This window comes from Micromonospora sp. NPDC049081 (assembly GCF_040648835.1).
GTDB lineage: Bacteria > Actinomycetota > Actinomycetes > Mycobacteriales > Micromonosporaceae > Micromonospora > Micromonospora antibiotica.
On the sequence record NZ_JBEZEK010000016.1, the window covers coordinates 88,461 to 114,760 of the forward strand.

Sequence of the window (26,300 nt, forward strand, 5' to 3'; positions counted from 1 at the left end):
AGCCTACGCGCCGCCCAGCCTCCACTCCACCCAATTCCCCGCCCCGGTGTGGCGGCCGGTTGCTGGCCGGGGTCCCGGGCAGGCGGGATCATGGGGTCATGACCGAGCCGCACCCCGAGCCGCGCCGGATGACGATCAGCGACCCGCAGGTGATGCGGGCGCTGGCCCACCCGGCCCGGATCGCGATCATGGAGCATCTGAGCACGCGTGCGGGGGGCGGGACGGCCACCGAGTTGGCCGAGATCGCCGGGTTGTCGCCGAGTGCGACCAGCTACCACCTGCGGGCGTTGGCGAAGTTCGGCCTGGTCGAGCAGGCGCCCAGCCGGGGTGACGCGCGGGAGCGGGTGTGGCGTGCGTTCAGCCAGAGCTGGCTGGTCGAGGCCGGGCAGGGGGCCGGCCCGGAGGCGCGGGCCGCCGAACAGGCACTGGTCGAGGCGCACTCCGCGCGGGACGCCGAGCGGATGCGGACCTGGCTGCGGCACGCTGCCGACGAGCCCCCCGAGTGGTATCGCGGTGCCCTGTTCAGTGACTCGTTGCTGCTGCTCACCGCCGAGGAGCTGGCCGGGCTGAACGACGCGGTGATGGCGTTGTTCGAGCCGTACCGGCAGCGCAACCGGCTGGTCGATCCACCGGCCGACGCCCGCGTCGTCGCGGCCCAGTACCGCACGATCCCGCTCTAGACCCGCCCCTGCCCCGCCCCCGGTCAGGTGCGTAGTCGCTGTGACGCTGACGTGGCGGTGTCAGGGCCGTCGAATACCGCTACATCGATGACAAGGAGTTGATCAGCCACGGGTAGGGGTTGCTTCGACCAGTTGTGAAGGATTATTTTCGAAGTATGTCCTTCACAACTGGCGGGTCGCGCTGGTCCGACGTCTGGATCGCCGCCACCGCCCGCGGCACCACCATCTGCGGGGACTTCCTCGCCGCCACCGCGCTGGCGCTGGCCCTCCAGTCCGCCGGGGCGAGCGGCCTGGCCGTCTCCGGACTGCTACTGGCGGCCACCCTGCCGCTGGTGCTCTGCGCGCCGCTGGCCGGCCGGCTCGCCGACCGGGTCGACAGTCGTACCCTGCTGGTCACCGTCGGGTCGATCCAGGCGGTGATCTGCGTCCTGCTCGCCTTCGCCACGCAACCGGTGGTCGTCATCGGCCTGGTCGCCCTGCTCGCCTGCGGGCTCGCCGTCACCCAGCCCTGCCTGGCGGCGCTGCTGCCGGCGATGGTCCGCCCCGGCGACCTGCCCCGGGCCAGCGCCGTCAGCCAGACCGCCGGCTCGCTCGGCGCACTCGCCGGGCCGGTGCTCGCCGGGCTGCTGGTCGGGGAGTTCGGCACCCGCGTACCGCTGCTGTTGGATGCCGTCAGCTACCTGGCGCTGGTCGGCGCGGGCCTGGCGCTGCGCACCCGGCGGGGCGGCCGGCGGGCGGTGACCGCGACCGTCGGCACCGGTCCCGCCCCGACCTGGCGGCTGCGCGCGGACCCGCTGATGCTCGCCCTGGTGGTCAGCACGGCGGCGGTGATCACCGCGATCGGCGGCATCAACGTGATCGAGGTGTTCTTCATCCGGGAGACGCTTGACTCCTCGGCCACCGTCTACGGCCTGGTCGGGGCGGCCTGGATGGCCGGCATGCTGCCCGGCAGCTGGCTGGCCGCCCGGGTGGCCCGCCGGCTCACCGACGACGGCGCGCTGGTCCACGGGGTGCTCGCCACGCTCGCCGGGTGCAGCCTGGTCGTGGTGCTCGCGGCGACCGTCCCGACGGCGGCGCTGCTGGTGCCGCTCTGGCTGATCGGCGGCGCGGCCAACGGCGGTGACAACGTCTTCGCCAACGTGCTGACCGCCCGGCGGGTGCCCGAGCCGCTGCGCGCCCGCGCGTACGCCGTCATCGGCGCGGCGGTCCAGGGCGGCTCCATGGCCGGCTACCTGATCGGCGGCGCGCTGCTGGCGGTGCTCCCCCCGCGCCCGCTGATCGCCGCCGCCGGGATCGCCGGCCTGCTGGTGGTGCTGGCGTTCGTGCCGGTGGTCACCCGGGCGGTGCGTCACTCCCGCTCCGGCCCGCGCACACCGACGTGGAGCGGGGACGGGCCGCCGCTGTCGGAGGCCGCCGGACCGCCCCGGGTCGGGGCAGGCACTCCGACGAGGGGAGACGGTGCGGGGTTGACCACTCCCCGGGCCTCCCGATGAGCTGCCCCGGACCGGCGGGGATACGGTCGGGTCATGGCTGAGCGCGTGGCACGTCCCCGGGTCGGGCACATCCAGTTCCTCAACTGCCTGCCGATCTACTGGGGGCTGATGCGCTCCGGCGCGTTGCTCGACGTCGACCTGCACAAGGACTCGCCGGACCGGCTCAGCGCCGCGCTGGTCGCCGGTGACCTGGACATCGGCCCGATCTCCCAGGTGGAATACCTGCGGCACGCCGACGAGCTGCTGCTCCTGCCGGACCTCGCGGTGGGCAGCGACGGGCCGGTGCTCTCGGTCAACGTGGTCTCCACCAGGCCGCTGGCCGAGCTGGACGGCGGGCGGGTCGCCCTCGGCTCGACCTCGCGTACCGGGGTGCTGCTGGCCCAGCTCCTGCTCGCCGACCGGTACGGCGTCCACCCGGAGTACTTCCGCTGCCCGCCGGACCTGACCCAGATGCTGCTGGAGGCCGACGCCGGGGTGCTCATCGGTGACGTGGCGCTACGCGCCCTCTACGAGGCGCCCCGTCGGGGGTTGGCGGTGACCGACCTCGGGCAGGCGTGGCGGGAATGGACCGGGCTGCCGATGGTCTTCGCCGTCTGGGCGGTCCGCCGGGACTTCGCCGCCGCCCACCCGGGCCTGGTCAAGGAGGTGCACGAGGCGTTCCTGCGGTCCCGTGACCTGTGCCTGGCCGAGCTGGACCAGGTGGCCGAGGCGGCGGCCCGGTGGGAGCCGTTCGACGCGGCGACGCTGGCCACGTACTTCCGTGCCCTCGACTTCTCGTTGGGCGCGCGGCAGGTCGCCGGCCTGCGCGAGTTCGCCCGTCGGGTGGCGGCGACCGGCGAGGCCCCCGCCCTGCCCGACGGCGGCCCGGAGTTCTTCGCCGGCTGAGCGCACCGGCCCCGGACCGCCCCCGGTCAGGTGGCGGGTTGGAGCAGCGCCTCGGTGATCTTCTGGCAGTTCTTCATGCCGTATTCGTAGCCCAGGTTGATCGGGTAGCGGACCATCACGCCCATCGTCCAGGTGTCGCCGATGGCCAGGCAGTTGATGTGCATCTCCTGCTCGCGGGTCCGGTCGATCCAGCCGTTCTTGATGGCGATCTTCTTCTGCTCGGCCGCCGGGAAAGCCTTGCGGATGCCGAAGTCGCCCGAGCCCCGGACCAGCTTCATCTCGTTGAGCAGCCACTTGGTCCACGTGGGGCCGGCGGCGCGGCCGTCGGCGATGCAGTTGCCGAGGCGGGCGGTGTCGCGGGGGGAGAGGTTGGTCCGGCTCCAGCCACCGTCGGCGGACACGCTGCTGTCGGTGAGCTTGCAGATCGAGATCAGCCGCTTGATCGAGGCCGACCGGCCGACACCGTTGTAGAACTGCTCGGCCCGGGTGTTGTCGCTGTCCCGGATGATCCGGGTGGCGTCGGCGAGCTTGGCGTCGCTCGGGGTCTGCCCGGCGTCGGCGGCCCGGCGCAGGTAGTCGGCGACGATCCACGACTTGATCAGCGAGGCGGTGGTGCTGGTCTCGCCCATGTTGTCCGAGCCGATGATCTTGCCGGTGCGGCGGTCCAGTACGCTCCAGGAGTACCAGCCCTGGAGGTTGAGGTCGAGGTCCCGGTCGGCGAAGGGCAGCGGCGTCAGCGAACGGGTCGAGGTCGGTGCCGGGGTGGGCAGGTTGGGGCGGTTGGGGCGGTTGTGCCGGTCGGCTGCCCCGTCGGAGCGGGGTGCGGCGGACGAGTCACCCCAGTGCGAGGCGGCGGTGGATTCCAGCGGCGAGCCGGGCAGCAGCCGCAGCGAGACCAGCACCAGGCCGACCAGGATCGCGGCCACGGCGATCAGCTTCACCGGCTGGCTGTCGTGCCGACCACGGCGGTTGCTCCGCCGGCTGCCCGCCATCAGAGCTTCCCGACCGGCTGCGGCACCTTGAGCGCGGCGCCGGGCTGCGGGGTGACCAGTTGGGTGGCGACGCTGGCGCACACCTTGGCGCCGTAACTCAACGGCTGTTTGATCGAGTAGCGCATCATCACGGCGAGGCTCCACTTGTCGGTGACGGCGAGGCAGCTCACGTGCCAGTTCCTGTCGTAGCTGAGGGGGGTCCAGCCGTTCTTCATCGCGACCGGGCCCTGCTTGGTGATCTCGTCGGGCAGGCCGTCGATGATGCCCCAGCGGCCGCCGCCGGAGCGGGCCATCTGCTTGCTCACGCTGCCCCGGACCTGGGCCATCTCGTTGAGCACCCACTTGGTCCAGTGGGGGCCGGCGGCCGTGCCGTCGGCGATGCAGTCACCGAGCCGGGCGGCGTCGCGGGGGGACATCCGGGTGAAGCTCCACCAACCCTCGTAGCCGGGGACGTTGCCGGGCCTGGTGTCCTTGAGGCCGCAGATGTTGATCGCCCGCTTGAGCACCGGGCCGGGCTGACCGTTTCTCAGCGCCCGGTACGAGCCGCCCGACTTCGCATAGATCCGGTTGGTGGCGTCGTCGTTGCTGTCCCGGATGGCCAGGCTCGCGTTCTTCAACATCGATGCCGGCGGTTTCTCGTCGCCGAGCTCGCGCAGGTAGTCGGAGACGATCCAGACCTTGAGCATCGACTCGGTGGAGCTGGTCGAGGTCATGTTCTTCGAGCCGGAGAGCTGACCGGTCTTGCGGTCCTGCAGGGCCCAGGCGAAGAACTCCCCCGTGAAGTTCACCGAGACCGGGGCGCCGGCCAGGGTGGGCGCCGGTGGCGCGGTGGGTGCGGGCGCGGGCACCTTCTCCGCCGTGCCGCCGCCGGTGCCGCCGGTCGGGTCGTCGCCGGCGAGCTTGGCGTAGGCGGTCGGCACCAGCAGGCCGGTGCCGAGCAGCACCGCCATAACGGCGAGCACCATGATCACGCGAGATCGCATGCGTGGGTGAACTCCAGATGTCAGGCCGGGGGGACCGGCTGCTTCCGCGGGTGTCGGCTCGACCGCCGAGGCCGGGGGAGTGGCCTGTGTCTCGCTGGCGATCGTCGGTAGCCGATCGGTGGTGACCGGGGAAGTCTACGTCCGGACAGCCGACTCGCCAGAATCCGACGCACGGCAAACTGCCGGGAAGTCGAGATATAGGCACGGTTTGTGCCCATTGTGGGTATTCATCTTTGATCAGTGACCCAAGTCATATCCGAGCAGGTGTCCTGGTGTCGACCGAGCGCATCCGCCTGGTAACGGAAGCCGCTACTCAAATCCTGTTACACCCTCTGGTGCCATGGGCGGCGAGCTGTAACACTTGGCGAATGTATGGCAACGACTTCGTCCCGCAGGAGGACGCGCCCGGCGGTGGCCTGCTCGGTCAGGTCGAGGCCGCCGAGGTGGCGCTGCGTGAGGCGGCGGCCCGCAGCCGGGAGGGTGCCGCCGCGCCCGGCGAGGATCCGGCGGCGTACTTCGCCGACGTGATCGACGCCGATCAGAAGATCGAACCCCGCGACTGGATGCCCGACGCCTACCGTCGGACCCTGGTCCGGCAGATCGCCCAGCACGCCCACTCGGAGATCATCGGCATGCAGCCGGAGGGGAACTGGATCAGCCGGGCCCCCTCCCTCAAACGCAAGGCCATCCTGCTGGCCAAGGTGCAGGACGAGGCCGGCCACGGGCTCTACCTCTACGCCGCCGCCGAGACCCTGGGCGTCAGCCGGGACGAGCTGGTCGAGCTGCTGCTCGACGGCCGGCAGAAGTACAGCTCGATCTTCAACTACCCCACCCTCACCTGGGCCGACGTGGGCGCGATCGGCTGGCTGGTGGACGGCGCGGCGATCGTCAACCAGGTCCCGCTGTGCCGCTGCTCCTACGGGCCGTACGCGCGGGCGATGATCCGGGTCTGCAAGGAGGAGTCCTTCCACCAGCGGCAGGGCTTCGAGATCCTGCACACCCTGTCGCACGGCACCCCGGCGCAGCGGGCGATGGCGCAGGACGCGCTCGACCGCTGGTGGTACCCGTCACTGGCGATGTTCGGCCCACCGGACGGTGACTCCACCCACTCCGCCCAGTCGATGGCCTGGAAGATCAAGCGGTTCTCCAACGACGAGCTGCGGCAGCGCTTCGTCGACATGTGCGTGCAGCAGGCGGAGATCCTCGGCCTCACCATCCCCGACCCCGACCTGCGCTGGAACGAGGAGCGGCAGGCGTACGACTTCACCCAGCCGGACTACGACGAGCTGATGCGGGTGATCAAGGGCGAGGGCCCGTGCAACCGGCAGCGGATGGAACACCGCCGCCGCGCGCACGCCGACGGCGCGTGGGTCCGCGAGGCGGCCACGGCGTACGCGGCGAAGCAGCGGGCCGAGTCGCAGCGGGAGAAGGTGGCCGCGTGAGCACGCCCGGTGAACCGCCCCGGACCCCGGTGACCTCGCCGCTGTGGGAGGTCTTCGTCCGGGCCCGCCGTGGGTTGTCGCACACCCACGTCGGCAGCCTGCACGCCCCCGACGCCGAGCTGGCCCTGCGCAACGCCCGGGACCTCTACACCCGCCGGCAGGAGGGCGTCTCGATCTGGGTGGTGCCGGCCGGCGCGATCACCGCGTCCAGCCCCGACGAGAAGGACGCCTTCTTCGACCCGGCCGCCGACAAGGTCTACCGCCACCCCACCTTCTACGAGGTGCCGGACGGGGTGGACCACCTGTGAAGGGTCCTCTCGACTTCGCCCTCGCCCTCGGCGACGACGCGCTGGTGGCCGCCCAGCGGCTCGGCGAGTGGGCCACCCGCGCCCCCGAGATGGAGGAGGACATCGCGCTGGCCAACATCGCCCTCGACCAGCTCGGCGCGGCCCGCCTCCTGCTGTCGTACGCGGGTGAGCTGGAGGGCGCCGGCCGGGACGAGGACGCGTTGGCGTTCCTGCGCGACGACCGGGAGTTCCGCAACTGTCTGCTGGTCGAGCTGCCCAACGGCGACTTCGCGGTGACCATGGTGAAGCTGCTGCTGCTCGCGGCCTACCAGCTGCCGCTCTACACCGCGTTGGCCGGGTGCGCCGACGAGCGGCTCGCCGCGATCGGGGCCAAGGCCCGCAAGGAGTCCGCCTACCATCTGGACCACGCCGCGTTGTGGGTGAAGCGGCTCGGCGACGGCACCGACGAGTCGCACCGTCGGGCCCAGGCTGCGGTGGACCAGCTCTGGCCGTACCACCATGAGCTGTTCACGGCGGACCCGGTGGCCCCGGTCGACCCGGCCGGCCTGCGGGCCGACTTCGACGCCGTGGTCTCCCCGGTGCTGGCCGAGGCCACCCTGACCCGCCCGGCGACCGGCTGGACGCCGGGCGGTGGCCGCGACGGGGTACACACCGAGCACCTGTCCTTCCTGCTGGCCGAGATGCAGGTGCTGCACCGCGCCCACCCCGGGGCGCAGTGGTGAGCCGGCCGGGGTGGCACCGGTGACCGACCCCAGGACGGCCGTGGCGGCGGTGGTGGACCCGGAGATCCGGGTGATCACCATCGACGAGCTGGGCATCCTGCGGGCGGTCGACGAGGACCCGACCACCGGCCGGGTGCTCGTCACGATCACCCCCACCTACACCGGCTGCCCGGCGATGGACGTGATCCGGGCCGACATCCGGCGGGCGCTCGCGGTCGCCGGGCATCCCGACGCCGAGGTCCGGACGGTCTTCAGCCCGGCCTGGAGCACCGACTGGATCTCCGAGGGTGGCCGGGCCAAGCTCGCCGCCGCCGGCATCGCCCCGCCGGCTCCGGCCGGTACGGCGGGCCCGTCGCCCGCGCCGGGGTCCGGCCGCCCACCCGGGGTGGTGCCGCTGACCCTGGCCGTCCGCTGCCCGCGCTGCGGATCACCGGAGACGGAGCAGGTCAGCCGGTTCGGCTCCACCGCGTGCAAGGCGCTCTGGCGCTGCCGTTCCTGCTCCGAACCCTTCGACCACCTGAAGGCGCTGTGACTGTCACCATCACCCGCCCGGTCCGCCGCCGGCCGGCTTTCCACCCGCTGGCGGTCGCCGCCGTCGACCGGCTCACCGACGACGCCGTGGCGATCACCTTCGCGGTGCCCGAGGAGCTGCGGGCGACGTTCGCGTTCGCCGCCGGCCAGCACCTGACCGTCCGCCTGCCCGCCGTTGCCGGGTCGGCCGACACCGCCGTCACCGTGCCGTCCGGTGCGGTCGACGGGCCGGGTGTCGAAGGTGGGCCGGCTGCGGCCGGTGCCGCTGGTGCCGCCGGTGCGGACGTGCGGCGGTCGTACTCGATCTGCTCCACACCCGAGGAGCTGGCCCGGCACGGCCGGTTGCGGATCGGGGTGCGGGAGATCCCCGGCGGCGCGTTCTCCAGCTACGCCTGCGGCGCGCTGCGGCACGGCGACACCGTCGACGTGCTGCCCCCGCTGGGACACTTCACCACCGCGTTCGCGCCGGACCGGGTGCGCCACTACGGCGCGGTGGTCGCCGGCTCCGGCATCACCCCGGTGCTCGCGCTGGTCGCGACGGCCCTGGCCGTCGAGCCGGCCAGCACCTTCACCCTGGTGTACGGCAACCGCACGGCCAACACGGTGATGTTCGCCGAGGAGCTGGCCGACCTGAAGGACCGCTACCCGACCCGGCTGCACCTGGTGCACGTGCTGTCCCGGGAGCCGGGTGAGTCGCCGTTGCTGTCCGGCCGGATCGACGCCGACCGGCTGACCCGGCTGCTGGACACCATCGTGCCCGGTGACGCGATCGCCGAGTGGTTCCTCTGCGGCCCCTACCAGTTGGTGCTGGACGCGAAGGCGGTGCTGACCGGCCGGGGCCTGCCCGAGTCGGCGGTGCACACCGAACTGTTCCACGTCGACACCCCACCCGAGCCGGTCCGCCGGACGGGCGAGTCGACCGGTGGCGCGGAGGTGACCATCGTGCTGGACGGCCGATCGTCCCGGTTCACCATGGGCCGCGACGAGCGGGTGCTGGACGCGGCGCTCAAGGTGCGCGGCGAGCTGCCGTACGCGTGCAAGGGTGGGGTCTGCTCGACCTGCCGGGCGAAGGTGGTGTCCGGTGCGGTGACGATGGCCCGCAACTACGCCCTGGAGCCGGACGAGGTGGCCGCCGGGTACGTGTTGACCTGCCAGTCCAGCCCGACCACCGACACCCTGACGGTCGACTACGACGGCTAGCCGGGTCGGCGGCGCTGCCGGCAGTGGTTTCGAGCTTCCGGGGGGCGGCGGCCCTGTCCTCGCTCTCGGGCGGGGGTCCTGTGTCTGTTGCGGGCCCTGTCGAGCTGATGACGTCGGCGACTCACCCGGGATCGACGGGTTTGTGCTTGATTCGCGGTCCCGGCGACCTGTCAGTCGGTGCGGAGGTGGGCGGTCCAGTAGGTGAGGTCGGAATGGTGCTCGGTGAGGGCGACCGGCTCCCCACAGGCCTCCCCGATCAGCCTGACCGCCTCGTCCAGGTGCGGCGGATTGCCGTCCCAGTCCTCGTCGCGGAACAGTTGCAGCCCGACTTCGCCCCGATCGTCGCCGAGCGCCTGCGCCGCGTCGGGTGACGCCAGCACCACCGTGTAGCGGGCGGCCTCCCGCTCGGCCTCACTCGGCGGCTCCGGCTCGTCCCGCCTGCGCCGCCGGAACCGCTCGACCACGGACGGGATCGGACCGGGCGAGTCAGCCGGATCGTACGGTCGCAGCCAGGCGGGTGAGGGACGGACGATGTTCGAGGCGGTCACTTCGACACTCCTTCATCTTGTGACGCAAGCTTTGGCTTGAATAGCAATTTGCGATTATGGTGAGGTTGCTCAGGGCGAGATGTCAATAGCGATCGGTAGGGAGTCCTGGTGGCGAAGCAGAGCGCGCCGACCGTGGTGGGCCGTGGGTTGGGTGGCGAGTTGCGGCAGGTGCGACGGGCCAGACGCCTGACCGGCTCGGGGGTGGCGACCCAACTCGGCTGGCAGCCGTCGAAGCTCTCCCGGATCGAGACCGGCCAGCAGGGCATCCGGCTGGAAGAGATCGCCGCGCTGCTGGCCATCTACGGTGTCGTCGGCGAGGAGCGCAAACGGTTGCTCGACATGGCCAGACGCGGCCGGGAGCCGGGCTGGTGGGAGACGCACTCGGCCGGCCTGACCCCGTGGTCGCGTACCTTCATCCGGTTCGAGGCCGAAGCGACCCGGATAGTGGGCTGGGAGCCGTTGCTGGTGCCGGGCCTGCTCCAGTTGCCGGACTACACCAGCGCTCTGATGAAGGCGTGCGGGGTGGCCCCGGCGGACGCCCAGGCGCGGGTCGCGGCCCGACTGGGTCGGCAGGCGATCCTGGCCCGGGACGAGCCACCGGAACTGAGCCTGGTCATCGACGAGATGGTGCTGCGTCGGCCGCTCGGCGGTCGTCGTCTGATGGCCCGACAGCTCCACCATCTGATCGAGATGATGGATCGGCCCAACGTGACGCTCCAGGTGCTGCCGCTGGAGTGCGCCGGGCACTCCGGGTTGGACGGAGCGTTCGTCCTGTTCGACTTCGATCGGCTCCCGCCGGTGGTGCACCTGGAGCACAGGATCTCCAGCATCTTTCTGGAGAAGCCGGATCAGGTGGACGTGTTCCGTCGGGAGGCGGATACGCTGGCGAGGTCGGCGTTGAACCCGGCCGAATCGATGAAGTTGATAGGCCAGGTCGCAGCGGAGCACGAGCGGGAGCGAGCCGCAGATGATGATCGCAGAGTTGTCGGAGGCTTCCTGGCGTAAGTCGACCCGCAGCGGCTCCGACACCAACTGTGTCGAGGTGGCCGCAGCAGCCCATGTGGTGGGGGTGCGGGATTCCAAGGACCGGTCCGGGCCGATGCTGGCCTTCGACCGGTCGGCCTGGTCCGCCTTCGTCGCTGACCTGTCGACGCGTCCGTCATCGTGGTGATCTGACGACCATGCCTGATTTTTCCGGTGTGGCCTGGCGTAAGTCGACCCGTAGCGGCTCCAACGCCAACTGTGCCGAGGCGGCTCGGGTAGTGGGCGTACGCGATTCGAATGATCCGGCGGGGCCGGTGCTGGCTTTCGAGCGCCGGTCGTGGGCCGCGTTCGTCGCTCATCCGTCGGTGCGTTCCGGGCTCTGACGCCGGGTATGGGCGGTTGAGGTGTGGGGTGCGTGATCACATTGCTGTTTCGCGCATCTTCGTCGGCGTGTCTTCTCCCTTTCGCAATTGGATCTTGATTTCTGGGGCGGGGCGGCGGTGTCGGCGGACGAAGGTCGGGTGGATGGTGCGCCGTTCCGGGCAGTCGAACTGATCGTGGGAACTGCCGGCCACCGGTCGACGCGACCGAGGCGAAGCCGGCCGACCGGAGTCGCGGCGCGGGCATCGGTTCGGACGAACCGTTCGCGTTCTTCGACTTCTGTGCACCCGGTTGGTGGTCATCCTCGACGGGGTGGCGGGCAGGTGGCCGCCGGCTACGTGCTGACCTGCCAGGCCAGCCCGGTGACCGACGCGCTGACGGTCGACTACGACGGGTGACGGTGGGCGGGTCGGTATCGGGTCCCGGTGGGCGGTCTGTCCCGCCGCCCAACGCAGTGGTGACCGGGCTCGGATCCTGGGATTGACGGAGCCACCCGGGTGTCGGTTTGGAGACAACCCATGCGTCTGGTGGGTCGGTCGGGCCGTGGATGTGGCAGCCGGGGTGTGCGACTGAGAGACGGCCGTCGCGCCCATTGCCGCTGATCGAGAATGGTCTGCCGGCGTAACGGGCCGGGACGGGAGAGCCGGCGTGTCCGGTCTCCGGCGGCGAAAATCAGATCGGCGTACGCATGTCAATAGTGGTGAAGAACCATGCCCGTTCGGCCATTCCTGCCCCGTACCCTCGCACGATGTTTTTCATTGACGCGTCTCGCTAGGGTTCTCCGGCAATCAAACGCTGTGTCCCAAGGCGCACACTCTGGGCGATGTGATCGGAGAGCGCGTGACGCTGAGTGAGAAGACGGCCCGTGGCAACGAGCCGTTGTCGGCGCTTGAACCTCAGCGTGAGACCGCAGGCCCGACTCGTGGCCGGCTGCGGAGCCTCGGACGGCGGATAGCCGATCTGGGTCCCTTCGCGCTCATCTTCGCGACGTACAGCCTTCTGGTCGATCACCTGCCCAATCAGTGGTTCAGCCAGGACTGGGTGCGCTATGCCTTTGCCGTGCTGGCCGCCCTCTGTATGGGGATCGCCCTCAAATGGCTCGTCCAGCGACCGGGGCTGCAGAGATTCGTGGGCCCCTCGTTGGCTGCCGGCACGATGCTGCCCGGGGCCCGGGAACCGCGGCCGAGGTCGTTCGTCTCCGCACGGCAGATCATGGAGGGCACCCGGAGCCGGCTGATGGCCGATCTGCGCACCGCCAGCGGGACCCGGGGTGAGGTCTTCGGTTGGTCGCAGTTCATGGGGGAGCAGGTCCCGCCGAGCGCCATCGGGACGTCGTACGGCCTTCGTATCGCCCTCGCACTGGACCTCAGGGAGGCGCGGCTCGACCGCCGGCGGTTGGTGGACAACGTGGTGGCGCTGCAACGGCCGGCAGGGGGTTGGGTCGCCCGCTCCCAACAGGACGTCGCCCGACCGGAAGTCACGGCATGGGTGCTCACCGCACTCGTACGAACCGGCCTGGATCCCGCCATCCGCTCCGAGTTGGTGGGACAACTCGAACGCATGATGACGCCGGAGGTCGACGGTGTCGGCTGGCAGCGCGTGACGGTTCTCAGCTCGGCGATCTCGGCGCTCGCCGAGGTTGCGCCCGCCTCGGCCAAGCTCGATGAGTTGACGACCCACCTGGTGGAGGGCGCCGTCCGGCAGCAGGCAGAGGGGGAGCCGGCCTGCATGGCCTGGGGCATGACGGTGAACCACGGGAGTGCGCCATCCGTACCGCACACCGCGAGAGCCGTGGTGGCTCTCCGCAAGGCGGCTCAGGCGGTTCGCGGTGACCGACGGGAGAAGCTCGACGAGTGTGTGGACGCGGGCATCGAATGGCTGATCCGAAACTCCCACTACGACGTCACTGACGAGCAGCTACGGCGGTTGACCAGTGCGGGCGACGCGATGGACACCATCATCGTCGGCCACTTCACGCCGGCCTGGGTGGCGCGGGCGCTCATGTGTCGTGCGGTCGATGAGCGGCGCCTGCCGCACCTGCAGCAGGCGGTCAGGGCAGTGCTCGACCTTCAAGAGAATGGGGTGTGGAAGTGGAAAGAGGAGCGAAAGGAGCCCACGTGGATGACCTATCAGGGGGTGCTGGTCGTACGGGACTACTCGATGCTGAATCTGCCCTGGCCACCTTGACCGATCGGATCCGGGTCGCGACCTGGAACGTCCGGGAGGGATTGCCCGCCGCCAGTGACGACGTGACCCGTCGGCCGGAGGCGCTGGCCGAGATGGTCGATCTCGTCGACGAGTTCGACATCGACGTGCTTGCCCTGCAGGAGGTGGACTTCACGACCGAGGGCGAGTCGGAGGTCCTGTCGGCGCTGCTCACCAGAACGGCGTTGCAGTATGCGGCCACCCTGCCGCTCTCCGAGTCGTCGTTCGAGCAGGGCAAGCGGGCGGGTGTCGCCATCGCCAGCCGCTACCCGGTCAGCCGGATCGGTGGAGTCGTGCTGCCCAATCCGCAGCTCTCCGCCACCAGGGGCCGCACCGTCATGGCGCTGCACGACAAGGGAATGGTGTCCTGCACACTCGATTTCGGGTTTACCGAGGTGACCGTCGCCTCGCTGCATTCATTCCCCTTCCACCGGTTTGGCCGGGACGCTCGCGAGCCGGCGTTCTCCGGAATATGGAAGTCGGTGTCGGCAGCCCTGCCCCGGTCCGTCAGCGGGCAGGTGGTCATCTGTGGTGACTTCAACACGGAGGATCGCGACCTGGTGCTGGGCTCGATGGCGAGCCCGATGGTGCGGGCGTTCGGCGAGATGGCGACGCACAACGGGATGGCGATCGACGACATTCTCTTCTCGGCCGACCTGTCGCGAGGTGCCGAGCCAAAGTTGGTGAGCAATTTCTCGGATCACGAACTATGTGTGGTGGATCTCGTGTCGAGGTGGTGACATGTCGTCGCTCGTGCTGGACACAAACTCGATGTCGGCTGTTGAGCGGCAGATCATGGCGGCACTCGCCGGCAGCGCGGGGCAGCCGTCCGGGTCCGCCATCAGCATCCTGCGAAGGCTGGGCCGGCCGGAACGGTTGAGTGCCCTGCTCACCGAGTTGCTGGACGACGACTCCCGCGCGGACGCGGTGGCCGCTCGTTCGCATCCGCATGCTCTCGGCTTCGACAAGTTCATTCTGGCTACCTTCGGTGAATTCGGCCAGTTGCGCATGCACGTCTGGTGGCCTGGGCGGCCCAGGATGCGCGAACATGTCCACGATCACCGCTTCGACTTTTCCTCGGTGGTGGTCGCCGGTCGACTCGACTGCCGCTACTACCACCCGGCCAGGAGCGGAGCGGTCCTCACCCGCTACCGGGAGTCGAGCCGGGATGGCGAGTCCGCCTGGCGTTTCGACCTCGTGGACGTGGTGTCCGTACGGGAGACCCTGGCAGTCCAACTCACACCGGGCTCGTCCTACTCGATGCCGTACGACCTGCTGCACCGGGTGGAGGCGGCGTCGACCACCACCGTCACCCTCATGCTCCAGGGACGGCTGTCGCGTGACTGGTCGTCGGTCCTGGTGGACACCACCGAGACAGTGCCGGCGCGGGTGGGTCGGCGCACCTTCGACACCGAGGAGATGCGTGGCAGGTTGATGGCGCTAAGAAGTCATCTCGCCGCCTGATGGCGTGCGGAGCCACGGGCGGGTCACCCGGACGGGCCCGACGGCCAGCGCCGGGCGAGTTGGGTGGGCCTCCCGGCGCGCACCGGGTGCCGGTGGGGTGCTTGTCACCCGTCGCCGGTGCTGTGCGGAACCGGAGGGCTGCCCGGCGTACGCTCGGGATGTGACGGCGAACCGGGAGATCGACGACATCCTGCAACGTGGCGCGGACGGCGGGCGGATCACGCCCGAGGAGGCGCTGCTGCTCTACACCGAGGCGCCCTTCCACGCGTTGGGCGAGGCGGCGGACGCGGTACGTCGGCGGCGCTACCCGGACAACATCGTCACCTACCTGATCGACCGCAACATCAACTACACCAACGTCTGCGTGACGGCGTGCAAGTTCTGTGCCTTCTACCGGGCCCCCAAGCACGCCGAGGGGTGGACCCACCCGACCGAGGAGATCCTGCGCCGCTGCGGCGAGGCGGTCGAGCTGGGCGCCACCCAGGTCATGCTCCAGGGCGGCCACCACCCGGACTACGGGGTGGAGTACTACGAGGAGCTGTTCTCCTCGGTCAAGAAGGCGTACCCGCAGCTCGCGATCCACTCGATCGGGCCGAGCGAGATCCTGCACATGGCCAAGGTCTCCCAGGTGAGCCTGGACGAGGCGATCGCCCGGATCAAGGCCGCCGGGCTGGACTCGATCGCCGGCGCCGGTGCCGAGATGCTGCCGGACCGGCCGCGCAAGGCGATCGCCCCGCTGAAGGAGTCCGGCGCGCGCTGGCTGGAGGTCATGGAGCTGGCTCATCGGCAGGGCCTGGAGTCCACCGCGACGATGATGATGGGCACCGGCGAGACCAACGCCGAGCGGATCGAGCACCTGCGGATGATCCGCGACGTGCAGGACCGCACCCGGGGGTTCCGGGCGTTCATCCCGTGGACGTACCAGCCGGAGAACAACCACCTCAAGGGTCGCACCCAGGCCACCACCCTGGAGTACCTGCGCCTGGTGGCGGTGGCCCGGCTGTTCTTCGAGACCGTGCCGCACCTGCAGGCGTCCTGGCTGACCACCGGCAAGGACGTCGGCCAGCTCGCCCTGCACATGGGGGTCGACGACCTCGGCTCGATCATGCTGGAGGAGAACGTCATCTCCTCCGCGGGCGCCCGGCACCGGTCCAACCTGCACGAGCTGATCGGCATGATCCGCTCGGCCGACCGGATCCCCGCCCAGCGGGACACCCTCTACCGGCGGCTGGCGGTGCACCACACCCCCGCCGACGACCCGACCGACGACCGGGTGGTCTCGCACTTCTCCTCGATCGCCATGCCCGGTGGCGGGGCCGGCCGTTCCCTGCCGCTCGTCGAGGCCCGCTGACCCCGACCGTTACGTAGGGTCACTGATCAGGCTTTCCGGGTGACTGGCTGATCGGGTTCGGGTGGTCGGCCCGGGGGATATTCGTGGTCGCCGTTCGGGCGAGGTGGCAGGGGATCAGCCACCACAAGACGCAGCAATTCCGGCGGGACGCGGCGCGTTGGGCGGATGTCTGCCACGCGGCGCTCCGGCGCGGGGGTTGGCGCGGCCCGACAGCGCCCGCTAACGTGCGCCCGACGTACCTTGGTTTCCCCGTCGGGAAGCCCGTACGAGCGTCGTACGTCCTCCATCGGCCCGGGAGGGCCGTTCATATAAAACGGGGGCGGGACGGGTGACCGTCCCGCCCCCGCTCATCCTCCGTTCGGCCCCGTCTGGGACAAAATCGCACGTCACGGCTGGCGCACCGGCGTCGATCTCGGATAACGTCCGCTCGGTTCGCCACATCAGCCACACCTTTCCCAGCAGTCCCTAGCCCCCCGGGGGATCGATGACTCTGTTCCACCGCTCGGCCCTGGCCCGTGTCGGCGCCGTGGCCCTGCTCGCCGTGGGTGGCCTGGCCACCGTCGCCGCCCCGGCCACCGCCGCCGACCAGGCGGAGCTCGACCTCGTTCCGCTCAGCTCCCAGCTGGCGCTCGGTGTCAAGGAGGCCAAGGCCAAGCCGTTCAAGTTCTCCGTCCAGAACTTCCGGGGTTCGGTCGACGCCAAGGACGTGAAGGTCACCGTCGAGACGGCGGGCCTGAAGGCGAACAAGGTCGGGGTGCTCGTGCCGGACGGCTGCGCCGTCAGCGGCACCGCCTTCACCTGCTCGCTGTCCGACCTGGGCGGCACCACCGACGACATCGCCGCCGGCACCACCGAAGAGTTCGGCATCCCGCTGTTCGGCACCGACACGCGCGGCAAGGGGGGCGTGCTGAAGGTGACCGTGAGCGGGTCCAACACCACCTCGGACTCGGTCGACCACGAGATCATGGTGGTCAAGCCCGGCTACGACCTGACCACCTGGGTGCAGGACGTCTACGCCGACGTGGTGGTCGACGGCGACGAGGCCGGCGAGAGCGGGCTGACCGGCGTCAAGCCCGGCGGGACCGCCCCGCTGGACTGGGCGCTCTACAACGGCGGCAGCCGCCGGGCCACCGGCGTCCTCTACGGGATCGCCCTGCCGGACGGCGCCACCTTCGTCGATCTGCCGGAGAGCTGCGTCATGCAGGACCTGGGTGGCGTGGTGGCGTACTGCGAGGACACCGGCGCGGTGCTGCGGCCGGGCGAGTTCTACACCGCCGACGTACGGGTGAAGGTCGGCTCGGGCGTCACCGAGAAGGTGCTCACCCCGGGCGTCCTGTTCGCCGCCGGGCTGACCGAGGCCGAGGGCACGCCGGAGGAGCAGCCGCAGGTCGCCAGCAAGGCGCAGCGGAAGATCTTCACCGAGACCGACGACGGTGACAACACCTCGCTGTTCGACGTCTTCGTCGACCTGACCACCGGTCCGAGCCCGTCGCCGAGCCCGAGCACCAGCCCGACCGGTCAGCCGAGTCCGAGCGCCAGCGCCAGCCCGACCACCGGTGGTGGCACGGGTGGCGGCGACGGCGGTCTGCCGGTGACCGGCGCACAGGCCACCCTGATCGGGGGGATCGGTGCCGCCGTGCTGCTCGCGGGCGGGGCGCTGCTGATGCTCGCCCGTCGGCGTCGGCTCGTGCTGGTGACCCCGGGCGACGAGAAGCCGCAGAGCTGAACGGCGGCAGGTCGGCGCACGACTGAGCGGTAGGACGTGGAGCGGGCGGGGTGGTCATCCACCCCGCCCGCCCTGCGTCCCGGTCGCCCCGGCCCGGGGTGACGGGCGGGGCGGGTGGCGACCCAGCGCCGGGTGGGTGGGCGGGGGCTGGCAGAGTGGAGGGGTGAGCCGTACCCCGCAGGGCCAGCGCGCCGGCCTGGACAAGTCCCCGCACGAGGTCGCCGCGATGTTCGACGGGGTGGCCGCCCGTTACGACCTGACGAACACGGTGCTGTCCTTCGGGCAGGACCGCTCGTGGCGGCGGGCCACCCGGGCGGCGCTCGGGCTGCTCCCCGGCGAGCGGGTGCTGGACGTGGGCGCCGGCACCGGGGTGTCGACCCAGGAGCTGGCCCGTTCCGGGGCGTACGCGGTGGGTGCGGATCTGTCGCAGGGGATGCTGCAGGCCGGGCGGCGGGTCCGGCCGGAGGTGCCGCTGTTGGCCGGGGACGCGTTGCGGCTGCCCTTCGCCGACGCCTCCTTCGACGCGGTGACGATCTCCTTCGCCCTGCGCAACGTCAACGACACCGATGCGGTGCTGCGGGAACTGGCCCGGGTGACCCGGCCGGGCGGGCGGCTGGTGGTCTGCGAGTTCAGCACGCCGGTGCACCCCGCCTTCCGTACCGTCTATCTGTCCTATCTGATGCGGTCGTTGCCGGTGGTGGCCCGGACGGTGTCCAGCAACCCCGACGCGTACGTCTACCTGGCGGAGTCGATCCGGGCCTGGCCGGACCAGGCGGCGTTGGCGGCGCGGATCGGCGCGGCCGGTTGGGGCCGGGTGGCGTGGCGCAACCTGACCGGCGGGGTGGTGGCCCTGCACCGGGCCGTCCGTGGGTGACCGTGGGTGAACGGTAACTTTCCCTGATATCCGCTTTTGGTGCACTTTGCGACGTATGCTCCCGTGCATGACGGGAGTAGCACCCGGCGGCCCACCGGCCCCCACCGACGACGCCGCCGCCGAGCTTGCCGCCCAGCTCAGGGAGCTGGTCGGCGCGGACCCCGCCGAGGTTCGCCAGGTGGTGGCCGAGGTGCTCGGCGCACTCGACCGGGCGGCGGGCGGAGCGCTGCGTGACCAACTTCCGGCGGCGATCCGGGCCGAAACCGGCCTGGACGGTGTCCGGAACTGACGGGCGGACCCACCCCGACCCGCATGTTTCCAGGAAGTTAGGTACCCCTCACCCGGCAGCGGAGTAACCACGGTCATAGACTCCAACCCGATCGGGCTTGTGAAGCATTTCACGAGCGTGCGGGAGGAGGCGCAGATGACTTCGGTGGAGAACGACGCCGACGTGATCGTGGTGGGCGCTGGTCCCGGCGGATCGGCGACGGCGTACCACCTGGCGCGGCACGGCGTACGCGTGCTGCTGCTGGAGAAGACCGAGTTCCCCCGCGAGAAGGTGTGCGGGGACGGGCTCACCCCCCGGGCGACCCGGCAGCTCATCCGGATGGGCGTGGACACCTCGCCCGAGGCCGGCTGGCTGCACAACAAGGGCCTGCGGGTGATCGGCGGCGGGGTACGCCTCGAACTGGACTGGCCCGACCTGGCCAGCTTCCCCAACTACGGCCTGGTCCGCACCCGGCTGGACTTCGACGACCTGCTCGCCCAGCGGGCGGTCTCCGCCGGTGCCGAGCTGCGCACCGGCGTCAACGTCATCGGCCCGGTGCTCGACGCCGACGACCGGGTGGTCGGGGTGACCGCCGAGGTCGGCCCCGACCGGGAACCGGCCACCTTCCACGCCCCGCTGGTGGTCGCCGCCGACGGCGTCTCCGGCCGGTTCCCGCTCGCCCTCGGCCTGGCCAAGCGGGAGGACCGGCCGATCGGGGTGGCCGTGCGGCGTTACTACCGCTCGCCGGCCAAGCACGACGACGACTACCTGGAGTCCTGGCTGGAGCTGCGCAGCAAGGACAACGACGCGCTGCTGCCCGGCTACGGCTGGATCTTCGGCCTCGGTGACGGCCGGGTCAACGTCGGCCTCGGCGTGCTCAACTCCTCCTCCGCGTTCGGCAAGACCAACTACCGGCGGCTGCTCACCGACTGGCTGGCCAACACCCCGGCGGACTGGGGGATGACCGACGAGGCGAACGCCGACGGCCCGATCCTCGGCGCGGCGCTGCCGATGGGCTTCAACCGGGTACCGCACTACACCCGGGGGGTCCTGCTGGTCGGCGACTCCGGCGGCATGGTCAACCCGTTCAACGGCGAGGGCATCGCGTACGCGATGGAGTCCGGCGAGTTGGCCGCCGAGGTCATCGTGCAGGCGCTGGCCCGACCGGCCGGCCCGGAGCGGGAGCGGGCGTTGACCGCGTACCCGCAGGAGCTGAAGGCCCGGTTCGGCGGCTACTACCGGCTCGGCGGGATCTTCGTCAAGCTGATCGGTCGGCCCGAGGTGATGCGGATGGCGACCAAACACGGCATGCCGCACCCGATGCTGATGCGCTTCGTCCTCAAACTGCTGGCCAACCTGACCGACCCGCGCGGCGGGGACGCGATGGACCGGGTCATCAACGCGATGACGAAGGCGGCCCCGGCCGTCTAGACCGACCCGCCCGAGGCCAACGACGGTCCCGGGCGGGACAAGAGATCGACCCCCGCTGACGGACGTCACGGTGGACGTGAATAGTGTGAATTTTGTCAAGCACCTGGGGCAGGGGAAGGACGAGCAGGAGAAAAGATGTCGCTCTCGCCTTACGCACCGATCATCGGGCTGTTCGCCCTCGCCGCGGCGTTCTCGCTGTTCTCCGTGGCCGCCGCCCGCTTCGCCGGTCCCCGGCGCTACAACAAGGCCAAGCTCGAGGCGTACGAGTGTGGGATCGAGCCCAGCCCGCAGCCCGTGGGCGGCGGCCGGTTCCCGATCAAGTTCTACCTGACGGCGATGCTCTTCATCGTCTTCGACATCGAGATCATCTTCCTCTACCCCTGGGCGGTCTCCTTCGACGCCCTGCCGATCTTCGGCTTCGTGGAGATGGTCCTGTTCATCGTCGCGGTCTTCGTCGCGTACGCCTATGTGTGGCGGCGCGGCGGCCTGGACTGGGACTGAGGGAGGAACGTCAGATGGGCATCGAGGAGAAACTCCCCGCCGGCGTCCTGCTCACCTCCGTGGAGAAGCTGGTCAACTGGTCGCGGAAGTCGTCCGTCTGGGGCGCCACCTTCGGCCTGGCCTGCTGCGCCATCGAGATGATGGCGGCCGGCGGCCCGCACTACGACATGGGCCGCTGGGGCATGGAGGTCTTCCGGGCCTCGCCACGCCAGGCCGACCTGATGATCGTGGCCGGCCGGGTGAGCCAGAAGATGGCCCCGGTCCTGCGCCAGATCTACGACCAGATGGCCGAGCCCCGCTGGGTGCTCTCCATGGGCGTCTGCGCCAGCAGCGGCGGCATGTTCAACAACTACGCGATCGTGCAGGGTGTCGACCACGTCGTCCCGGTCGACATGTACCTGCCGGGCTGCCCGCCCCGCCCCGAGATGCTCATCGACGCGATCCTCAAGCTCCGCGAGAAGATCATGTACGAGCCGCTCGGCCCGAACGGCCGCAAGATGCAGGCGGCCCGCCTGGAGCGCGGCGACGTGCCCGTGGTGCCGTACGGCTCGATGCCGTCGTCGTACCGCAACGACAAGGCCCGCCGTGCCGAGTGGACGAAGGCGGTCCGCGAGGGGCGCGAGGAGCAGTTGCGGATCGAGAACTGGATGAACGCCCAGAACCACCTCCAGACCCAGGCTGGTCCCAAGTGAACGCGGCGCAGCGCAGCCCCGCAGTGGTGAACGGAGGGCAGGCAGGGTGAGCGCGAGGAGTGCAGCGAAGCGGAGCCCCGCAGTGGTGAACGGAGGGCAGGCACGGTGACCGCGCCGAACGACAGGAAGAACGACGGCGGGGTGCCGGTGCCGGTCACCCCGGCCGGTGCGACCAGCGGCGCTCCCGCCGAGCTGCCGCCGTCCAGCCCGGCCGGGCGCGGCATGTTCGGCATGCAGGGCACCGGCGACGTCTCCGGCTACGGCGGCCTGGTCCGGGTGCGTACCCCGATCGAGGAGGCCCCCCGGCCGTACGGGGGCTACTTCGACGAGGTGCGCGACGCGCTGGAGGAGGCGTACCCGCACTTCGCCGACGCGATCGAGAAGGTCGTCGTCGACCGGGGCGAGCTGACCCTGCACGTGCGCCCGGAGCGGATCGCCGAGGTCTGCCAGGTGATGCGGGACGATCTGGCGCTGCGCTTCGAGCTGTGCTCCTCGGTGTCCGGTGTGGACTACCTCGGTGCCGACGAGCGCCGGCTGCACGTCGTCTACCTGCTGACCTCGATGACCTACCGGCGTCGGGTCCGGCTGGAGGCGGCGGTGTCCGCCGAGAGCCCGCACCTGCCCAGTGTCACCGCCGTCTACCCGACGGCCGACTGGCAGGAGCGCGAGGCGTACGACATGTTCGGGATCATCTTCGACGGCCACCCCAACCTGACCCGGATCCTGATGCCGGACGACTGGGAGGGCCACCCGCAGCGCAAGGACTACCCGCTCGGCGGGGTCCCCGTCGAGTACAAGGGCGCGGAGATCCCGCCGCCGGACCGTAGGAGGTCATACCAGTGACCACGTCCAACTACGCGACCGAACGGGAGACCACCGAGGGGCGGGTCTTCACCGTCACCGGTGGGGACTGGGACCAGGTCGTCTCCGGCACCGATCCGATCAACGACGAGCGGATCGTCGTGAACATGGGTCCGCAGCACCCGTCGACGCACGGTGTGCTCCGGCTGATCCTGGAGCTGGAGGGTGAGACGGTCCGCGAGGCCCGCTCGGTCGTCGGCTACCTGCACACCGGCATCGAGAAGAACCTCGAGTACCGCAACTGGGTGCAGGGTTCGACCTTCGTGACCCGGATGGACTACCTCGCCCCGATCTTCAACGAGACGGCGTACAGCCTCGCGGTGGAGAAGCTGCTCGGCATCACCGACGACATCACCGAGCGGGCCACCACGATCCGCGTGCTGATGATGGAGCTGAACCGGATCTCTTCGCACCTGGTGTGGCTGGCCACCACCGGCATGGAGCTGGGCGCGATCTCGATCATGTTGTACGGCTTCCGCGAGCGGGAGTACATCCTCGACATCTTCGAGACCATCACCGGCCTGCGGATGAACCACGCGTACGTCCGGCCGGGCGGGGTGGCGCAGGACGTGCCGGACGCCGCGATCGTCAAGATCCGCGAGTTCCTCACGATGATGCCGAAGAAGCTCAAGGAGTACGAGGACCTGCTCTCCGGCCAGCCGATCTGGACCGAGCGCACCCAGGGTGTCGCGGTGCTCGACGCGACCGCCTGCCTCGCGCTCGGCGTGACCGGCCCGGTGCTGCGCTCCGCCGGCCTCGGCTGGGACCTGCGCAAGACCATGCCGTACTGCGGCTACGACAGCTACGAGTTCGACGTGCCGACCCACCCGGACGGCGACGTCTGGGGCCGCTACCTGGTCCGGCTCGCCGAGATCCGGGAGTCGCTCAAGCTGGTCGAGCAGGCGCTGGACCGGTTGCGGCCGGGCCCGGTGATGGTGGCCGACCGCAAGATCGCCTGGCCGGCGCAGCTCGCCATCGGCGTGGACGGCATGGGCAACTCGCTGGAGCACGTCGCCAAGATCATGGGTCAGTCGATGGAGTCGCTGATCCACCACTTCAAGCTGGTCACCGAGGGCTTCCGGGTCCCGCCGGGCCAGGTGTACGTCGGCATCGAGTCCCCCCGGGGCGAGCTGGGCGTGCACGCGGTCTCCGACGGTGGCACCCGGCCGTACCGGGTGCACTACCGGGAGCCGAGCTTCGTCAACCTCCAGGCACTCCCGGCGATGGCCGAGGGCGGCCTGATCGCCGACGTGATCGCCGGTGGCGCCTCGCTGGACCCCGTGATGGGTGGATGTGACAGGTGAGCGCGAGGAGTGAGCTTGCGAGCCCCGCAGTCGCGAACGGAAGGCGACTCTGATGACGACGTTTACTGAAGAGACCCGGGCCCGGGCGCGGGAGATCATCGCCCGGTACCCGGCCGACCGGTCCCGCTCGGCGCTGCTGCCGCTGCTGCACCTCGTGCAGTCTGAGGAGGGTTACGTCTCCCCGGCCGGGGTGACGTTCTGCGCCGAGGTGCTGGGCCTGAACAAGGCCCAGGTCGGCGCGGTGGCCACCTTCTACACCATGTACAAGCGCCGGCCCACCGGTGACTACCTGGTGAGCGTCTGCACCAACACGATGTGCAACGTGCTCGGCGGCCAGGAGGTCTACGACACCCTGGTCGAGCACCTGGGCGTCGGGCACGACGAGACGACCGCCGACGGGAAGATCACCCTGGAGCACGCCGAGTGCCTGGCGGCGTGTGACTACGGCCCGGTGATGACGGTCAACTACGACTTCTTCGACGGCGTCGACCCGCAGGGCGCGGTCGGCGTGGTGGACGAGCTGCGTGCCGGGGGCCGGCCGATGCCGACCCGGGGTGCCCGGCTGTGCACGCTGAAGGAGATGGCCGTGCAGCTCGCCGGGTTCGCCGACGAACGCGACGGTGCGGTCGCCGACGGTGGGCCGGGTGCGGCCACCCTGCGTGGCCTGCGGCTGGCCGAGCAGCACGGCATCACCGCACCGGGCTACGACCCGAAGACCCCGATCCGCAGCAAGGCCGAGGCCGACCGGGCCGCCGCCGAGGCGAAGGCGAAGGCCGAGGCCGCCAAGGCTCCCGCGCCGGCCGCACCGGCGGCGAAGCCGGAGCAGATCACCGGCAGCACCGCGCCGGACGTCAAGGCGCCGGACGACAAGTCGCCGCAGGTGCGTACCGCCGAGACCCGGCAACCCGACGCGGCGACCGCCGTGCCGGACGCCCCCGGCACCAAGGTCCCGACGGACGGCCCGCCACCGGCGTCCCGCGACGCGCAGGCGGCGCAGGCGGCCGGGGTGGCCGCGAACACCCCCGCCGGTGACGGCAAACCCGCCGGCGACGAGGCCGGTGCGCAGGAGCGCAACCTCAAGGAAGCCGAGGCGGAAACGGGCGCTGCCGGCGCGGGCTCCGCCGTCGCGAGCGAGACGGGGGCCCAGAAGTGACCACTCCCCGGCCGGAGACCCTGGCCAAGCTGACCCCGGTGCTGACCCGGCGCTGGATCTCCCCGGACGCCTGGCGGATCGGCAGCTACGAGAATCTCGACGGCTACGCCGCGCTGCGCAAGGCCCTCAAGGCCCACCCGGACGACCTGATCCAGCTGATCAAGGACTCGGGGCTGCGCGGCCGGGGTGGCGCGGGCTTCCCCACCGGCCTGAAGTGGGGCTTCATCCCGCAGGGCGACGGCAAGCCGCACTACCTGGTGGTCAACGCCGACGAGGGCGAGCCGGGCACCTGCAAGGACCTGCCGCTGATGACCCACGACCCGCACTCGCTGGTCGAGGGGGTCATCATCGCCTCGTACGCGATCCGGGCCAACCGGGCCTACATCTACATCCGGGGCGAGGCGGTGCACGCCGCCCGCCGGCTGCGCAACGCGGTGGCCGAGGCGCAGGCCAAGGGCTACCTCGGGCGCAACATCCTCGGCACCGGGTTCGACCTGGAGCTGGTGGTGCACTCCGGTGCCGGGGCGTACATCTGCGGCGAGGAGACGGCGCTGCTGGACTCGCTGGAGGGGTTCCGGGGCCAGCCCCGGCTCCGCCCGCCGTTCCCCGCCACCCACGGCCTGTACGCCAGCCCGACGGTGGTCAACAACGTCGGCACCATCGCCAGCGTCCCGTACATCGTGCTGGGCGGCGCGGACTGGTGGAAGTCCATGGGCACGGAGAAGTCCTCCGGGCCGATGATCTACTCGCTGTCCGGCCGGATCGCCAACCCGGGCCAGTTCGAGTGCGGCCTGGGCGTCACCCTGCGCGAGCTGATCGAGCTGGCCGGCGGCATGCAGCCCGGTCACCAGCTGAGGTTCTGGACGCCGGGGGGGTCGTCGACCCCGCTGCTCAACGCCGAGCACCTCGACGTGCCGCTGGACTTCGAGGGGGTGGCGGCGGCCGGCTCGATCCTGGGCACCACGGCCACCCAGATCTTCTCCGACCAGGACTGCCCGGTCTACGCGACCTACCGGTGGCTGGAGTTCTACCACCACGAGTCGTGCGGCAAGTGCACCCCGTGCCGGGAGGGCAACTACTGGATGGTCCGGGTCTACCGGCGCATCCTCGCCGGCCAGGGCACCCACGAGGACCTGGACACCCTGCTCGACACCTGCGACAACATCCTCGGCCGCTCGTTCTGCGGTCTGGGCGACGGCGCGACCAGCTCGGTGACCTCGTCGTTGCAGTACTTCAAGCAGGACTACCTCGACTACATCGAGGGGCGTACCGCGCCGAAGCTGTCGGACAAGCAGCTGGTGGGGGCGCACTGATGAACGCG

Annotated in this window: 27 protein-coding genes and 2 pseudogenes; 26 read left to right on the plus strand and 3 right to left on the minus strand. The window is 70.7% G+C overall.

The features are described 5' to 3' along the window. The first annotated feature begins 98 nt into the window (after window positions 1-98). The 3 genes from AB0B63_RS22160 (at window position 99) to AB0B63_RS22170 (ending at window position 3,058) form a co-directional block, all read left to right on the plus strand. On the plus strand, window positions 99-680 hold the full coding sequence (locus AB0B63_RS22160; protein ID WP_357021652.1) for a metalloregulator ArsR/SmtB family transcription factor: 582 nt from the start codon (window positions 99-101) through the stop codon (window positions 678-680). A gap of 155 nt (window positions 681-835) precedes the next feature. Next, a complete protein-coding gene (locus tag AB0B63_RS22165) occupies window positions 836-2,173 on the plus strand; it encodes an MFS transporter (protein ID WP_357021655.1) in 1,338 nt (445 codons plus the stop codon). Window positions 2,174-2,206: 33 nt separating this feature from the next. After that, window positions 2,207-3,058 (plus strand): menaquinone biosynthesis protein, encoded by an 852-nt coding sequence (locus AB0B63_RS22170; protein WP_357021658.1) that lies wholly within the window; start codon window positions 2,207-2,209, stop codon window positions 3,056-3,058. A 26-nt stretch (window positions 3,059-3,084) separates the two neighbouring features. On the opposite strand, the gene AB0B63_RS22175 is transcribed toward AB0B63_RS22170, so the two are convergent. Both AB0B63_RS22175 and AB0B63_RS22180 read right to left on the minus strand, forming a co-directional pair. After that, on the minus strand, window positions 3,085-4,050 hold the full coding sequence (locus AB0B63_RS22175; protein WP_357021661.1) for a hypothetical protein: 966 nt from the start codon (window positions 4,048-4,050) through the stop codon (window positions 3,085-3,087). Continuing rightward, window positions 4,050-5,033, minus strand: coding sequence for a hypothetical protein (locus AB0B63_RS22180; RefSeq protein ID WP_208565499.1), 984 nt, complete (start codon window positions 5,031-5,033; stop codon window positions 4,050-4,052). Before AB0B63_RS22180 ends, AB0B63_RS22175 begins: the two co-directional genes overlap by 1 nt. Window positions 5,034-5,401: 368 nt before the next feature. Here AB0B63_RS22180 and paaA point away from each other — a divergent pair, with 368 nt between their 5' ends. The 6 genes and pseudogenes from paaA to AB0B63_RS22210 form a co-directional block, all read left to right on the plus strand. After that, entirely contained in the window at window positions 5,402-6,475 is a 1,074-nt protein-coding gene (gene paaA, locus AB0B63_RS22185) for a 1,2-phenylacetyl-CoA epoxidase subunit PaaA (protein ID WP_208565500.1), read from the plus strand. Further along, on the plus strand, window positions 6,472-6,783 hold the full coding sequence (gene paaB, locus AB0B63_RS22190; RefSeq protein ID WP_208565501.1) for a 1,2-phenylacetyl-CoA epoxidase subunit PaaB: 312 nt from the start codon (window positions 6,472-6,474) through the stop codon (window positions 6,781-6,783). The genes paaA and paaB overlap by 4 nt, the downstream gene beginning before the upstream one ends. Continuing rightward, on the plus strand, window positions 6,780-7,505 hold the full coding sequence (paaC, locus tag AB0B63_RS22195; RefSeq protein WP_357021666.1) for a 1,2-phenylacetyl-CoA epoxidase subunit PaaC: 726 nt from the start codon (window positions 6,780-6,782) through the stop codon (window positions 7,503-7,505). Before paaB ends, paaC begins: the two co-directional genes overlap by 4 nt. A 19-nt stretch (window positions 7,506-7,524) precedes the next feature. Further along, window positions 7,525-8,037: a 1,2-phenylacetyl-CoA epoxidase subunit PaaD gene (gene paaD, locus AB0B63_RS22200; RefSeq protein WP_208565503.1), complete on the plus strand. Its 513-nt coding sequence runs from the start codon at window positions 7,525-7,527 to the stop codon at window positions 8,035-8,037. Further along, a pseudogene (locus AB0B63_RS22205) lies at window positions 8,034-8,201 on the plus strand (phenylacetic acid degradation protein); the annotation flags it as partial. The gene paaD and the pseudogene AB0B63_RS22205, both read left to right, overlap by 4 nt. Before the next feature lie 117 nt (window positions 8,202-8,318). After that, window positions 8,319-9,236, plus strand: a pseudogene (locus tag AB0B63_RS22210) (2Fe-2S iron-sulfur cluster-binding protein); the annotation flags it as partial. A 170-nt stretch (window positions 9,237-9,406) separates the two neighbouring features. On the opposite strand, the gene AB0B63_RS22215 reads toward AB0B63_RS22210, so the two are convergent. Continuing rightward, complete coding sequence (locus tag AB0B63_RS22215) at window positions 9,407-9,784, minus strand: hypothetical protein (protein ID WP_357021670.1); 378 nt, start codon at window positions 9,782-9,784, stop codon at window positions 9,407-9,409. Window positions 9,785-9,892: 108 nt separating this feature from the next. On the opposite strand from AB0B63_RS22215, the gene AB0B63_RS22220 reads away from it, so the two are divergent. From AB0B63_RS22220 to nuoF, 17 genes are all read left to right on the plus strand, one after another. Continuing rightward, window positions 9,893-10,789, plus strand: coding sequence for a helix-turn-helix transcriptional regulator (locus tag AB0B63_RS22220; RefSeq protein ID WP_208565506.1), 897 nt, complete (start codon window positions 9,893-9,895; stop codon window positions 10,787-10,789). Continuing rightward, window positions 10,752-10,955, plus strand: a complete 204-nt coding sequence (locus tag AB0B63_RS22225; RefSeq protein ID WP_357021674.1) for a DUF397 domain-containing protein — start codon at window positions 10,752-10,754, stop codon at window positions 10,953-10,955. The genes AB0B63_RS22220 and AB0B63_RS22225 overlap by 38 nt, the downstream gene beginning before the upstream one ends. Before the next feature lie 10 nt (window positions 10,956-10,965). Then, complete coding sequence (locus AB0B63_RS22230; RefSeq protein WP_357021677.1) at window positions 10,966-11,151, plus strand: DUF397 domain-containing protein; 186 nt, start codon at window positions 10,966-10,968, stop codon at window positions 11,149-11,151. Window positions 11,152-11,989: 838 nt separating this feature from the next. Further along, window positions 11,990-13,336, plus strand: a complete 1,347-nt coding sequence (locus tag AB0B63_RS22235; protein WP_219465858.1) for a hypothetical protein — start codon at window positions 11,990-11,992, stop codon at window positions 13,334-13,336. Beyond that, the gene (locus AB0B63_RS22240; RefSeq protein ID WP_357021680.1) at window positions 13,333-14,094 is read left to right on the plus strand and encodes an endonuclease/exonuclease/phosphatase family protein; all 762 of its coding nucleotides are present in this window, start codon (window positions 13,333-13,335) and stop codon (window positions 14,092-14,094) included. Before AB0B63_RS22235 ends, AB0B63_RS22240 begins: the two co-directional genes overlap by 4 nt. 1 nt (window position 14,095) lies before the next feature. Next, window positions 14,096-14,818 (plus strand): hypothetical protein, encoded by a 723-nt coding sequence (locus tag AB0B63_RS22245; protein WP_357021683.1) that lies wholly within the window; start codon window positions 14,096-14,098, stop codon window positions 14,816-14,818. A gap of 160 nt (window positions 14,819-14,978) precedes the next feature. Then, the gene (mqnC, locus tag AB0B63_RS22250; RefSeq protein WP_208565508.1) at window positions 14,979-16,169 is read left to right on the plus strand and encodes a cyclic dehypoxanthinyl futalosine synthase; all 1,191 of its coding nucleotides are present in this window, start codon (window positions 14,979-14,981) and stop codon (window positions 16,167-16,169) included. Window positions 16,170-16,653: 484 nt separating this feature from the next. Beyond that, on the plus strand, window positions 16,654-17,895 hold the full coding sequence (locus AB0B63_RS22255; RefSeq protein WP_357021687.1) for an LPXTG cell wall anchor domain-containing protein: 1,242 nt from the start codon (window positions 16,654-16,656) through the stop codon (window positions 17,893-17,895). Window positions 17,896-18,058: 163 nt separating this feature from the next. Next, window positions 18,059-18,769 carry a demethylmenaquinone methyltransferase gene (locus AB0B63_RS22260; RefSeq protein WP_208565510.1) on the plus strand — a complete coding sequence of 237 codons (711 nt, stop codon included), beginning with the start codon at window positions 18,059-18,061 and terminating at the stop codon, window positions 18,767-18,769. Window positions 18,770-18,836: 67 nt separating this feature from the next. Next, window positions 18,837-19,058 carry a hypothetical protein gene (locus AB0B63_RS22265; protein ID WP_208565511.1) on the plus strand — a complete coding sequence of 74 codons (222 nt, stop codon included), beginning with the start codon at window positions 18,837-18,839 and terminating at the stop codon, window positions 19,056-19,058. A gap of 135 nt (window positions 19,059-19,193) precedes the next feature. After that, window positions 19,194-20,468, plus strand: coding sequence for a geranylgeranyl reductase family protein (locus AB0B63_RS22270; protein ID WP_208565512.1), 1,275 nt, complete (start codon window positions 19,194-19,196; stop codon window positions 20,466-20,468). Window positions 20,469-20,603: 135 nt separating this feature from the next. Next, entirely contained in the window at window positions 20,604-20,969 is a 366-nt protein-coding gene (locus tag AB0B63_RS22275) for an NADH-quinone oxidoreductase subunit A (RefSeq protein ID WP_067300536.1), read from the plus strand. A gap of 14 nt (window positions 20,970-20,983) precedes the next feature. Further along, window positions 20,984-21,661: an NADH-quinone oxidoreductase subunit B gene (locus tag AB0B63_RS22280; protein WP_067300532.1), complete on the plus strand. Its 678-nt coding sequence runs from the start codon at window positions 20,984-20,986 to the stop codon at window positions 21,659-21,661. Window positions 21,662-21,766: 105 nt separating this feature from the next. Further along, window positions 21,767-22,504 carry an NADH-quinone oxidoreductase subunit C gene (locus tag AB0B63_RS22285; RefSeq protein WP_208565513.1) on the plus strand — a complete coding sequence of 246 codons (738 nt, stop codon included), beginning with the start codon at window positions 21,767-21,769 and terminating at the stop codon, window positions 22,502-22,504. Continuing rightward, entirely contained in the window at window positions 22,501-23,826 is a 1,326-nt protein-coding gene (locus AB0B63_RS22290; protein ID WP_208565514.1) for an NADH-quinone oxidoreductase subunit D, read from the plus strand. The genes AB0B63_RS22285 and AB0B63_RS22290 overlap by 4 nt, the downstream gene beginning before the upstream one ends. Before the next feature lie 52 nt (window positions 23,827-23,878). After that, window positions 23,879-24,979: an NADH-quinone oxidoreductase subunit NuoE gene (nuoE, locus tag AB0B63_RS22295; protein WP_357021695.1), complete on the plus strand. Its 1,101-nt coding sequence runs from the start codon at window positions 23,879-23,881 to the stop codon at window positions 24,977-24,979. Further along, window positions 24,976-26,292 (plus strand): NADH-quinone oxidoreductase subunit NuoF, encoded by a 1,317-nt coding sequence (nuoF, locus tag AB0B63_RS22300; RefSeq protein WP_357021698.1) that lies wholly within the window; start codon window positions 24,976-24,978, stop codon window positions 26,290-26,292. The genes nuoE and nuoF overlap by 4 nt, the downstream gene beginning before the upstream one ends. Window positions 26,293-26,300 lie beyond the last annotated feature (8 nt).

What these genes read in the sequence shown, in the direction of transcription:
- AB0B63_RS22265 (WP_208565511.1), top strand. Translation starts at nt 18,837, where the DNA reads ATGACGGGAGTAGCACCCGGCGGCCCACCGGCCCCCACCGACGACGCC.
- AB0B63_RS22180 (WP_208565499.1), bottom strand. Translation starts at nt 5,033, where the DNA reads ATGCGATCTCGCGTGATCATGGTGCTCGCCGTTATGGCGGTGCTGCTC.
- nuoE (WP_357021695.1), top strand. Translation starts at nt 23,879, where the DNA reads ATGACGACGTTTACTGAAGAGACCCGGGCCCGGGCGCGGGAGATCATC.
- AB0B63_RS22170 (WP_357021658.1), top strand. Translation starts at nt 2,207, where the DNA reads ATGGCTGAGCGCGTGGCACGTCCCCGGGTCGGGCACATCCAGTTCCTC.
- AB0B63_RS22225 (WP_357021674.1), top strand. Translation starts at nt 10,752, where the DNA reads ATGATGATCGCAGAGTTGTCGGAGGCTTCCTGGCGTAAGTCGACCCGC.
- paaA (WP_208565500.1), top strand. Translation starts at nt 5,402, where the DNA reads ATGTATGGCAACGACTTCGTCCCGCAGGAGGACGCGCCCGGCGGTGGC.
- AB0B63_RS22175 (WP_357021661.1), bottom strand. Translation starts at nt 4,050, where the DNA reads ATGGCGGGCAGCCGGCGGAGCAACCGCCGTGGTCGGCACGACAGCCAG.
- AB0B63_RS22230 (WP_357021677.1), top strand. Translation starts at nt 10,966, where the DNA reads ATGCCTGATTTTTCCGGTGTGGCCTGGCGTAAGTCGACCCGTAGCGGC.
- AB0B63_RS22255 (WP_357021687.1), top strand. Translation starts at nt 16,654, where the DNA reads ATGACTCTGTTCCACCGCTCGGCCCTGGCCCGTGTCGGCGCCGTGGCC.
- AB0B63_RS22270 (WP_208565512.1), top strand. Translation starts at nt 19,194, where the DNA reads ATGACTTCGGTGGAGAACGACGCCGACGTGATCGTGGTGGGCGCTGGT.
- AB0B63_RS22165 (WP_357021655.1), top strand. Translation starts at nt 836, where the DNA reads ATGTCCTTCACAACTGGCGGGTCGCGCTGGTCCGACGTCTGGATCGCC.
- AB0B63_RS22280 (WP_067300532.1), top strand. Translation starts at nt 20,984, where the DNA reads ATGGGCATCGAGGAGAAACTCCCCGCCGGCGTCCTGCTCACCTCCGTG.
- AB0B63_RS22245 (WP_357021683.1), top strand. Translation starts at nt 14,096, where the DNA reads ATGTCGTCGCTCGTGCTGGACACAAACTCGATGTCGGCTGTTGAGCGG.
- AB0B63_RS22160 (WP_357021652.1), top strand. Translation starts at nt 99, where the DNA reads ATGACCGAGCCGCACCCCGAGCCGCGCCGGATGACGATCAGCGACCCG.
- AB0B63_RS22275 (WP_067300536.1), top strand. Translation starts at nt 20,604, where the DNA reads ATGTCGCTCTCGCCTTACGCACCGATCATCGGGCTGTTCGCCCTCGCC.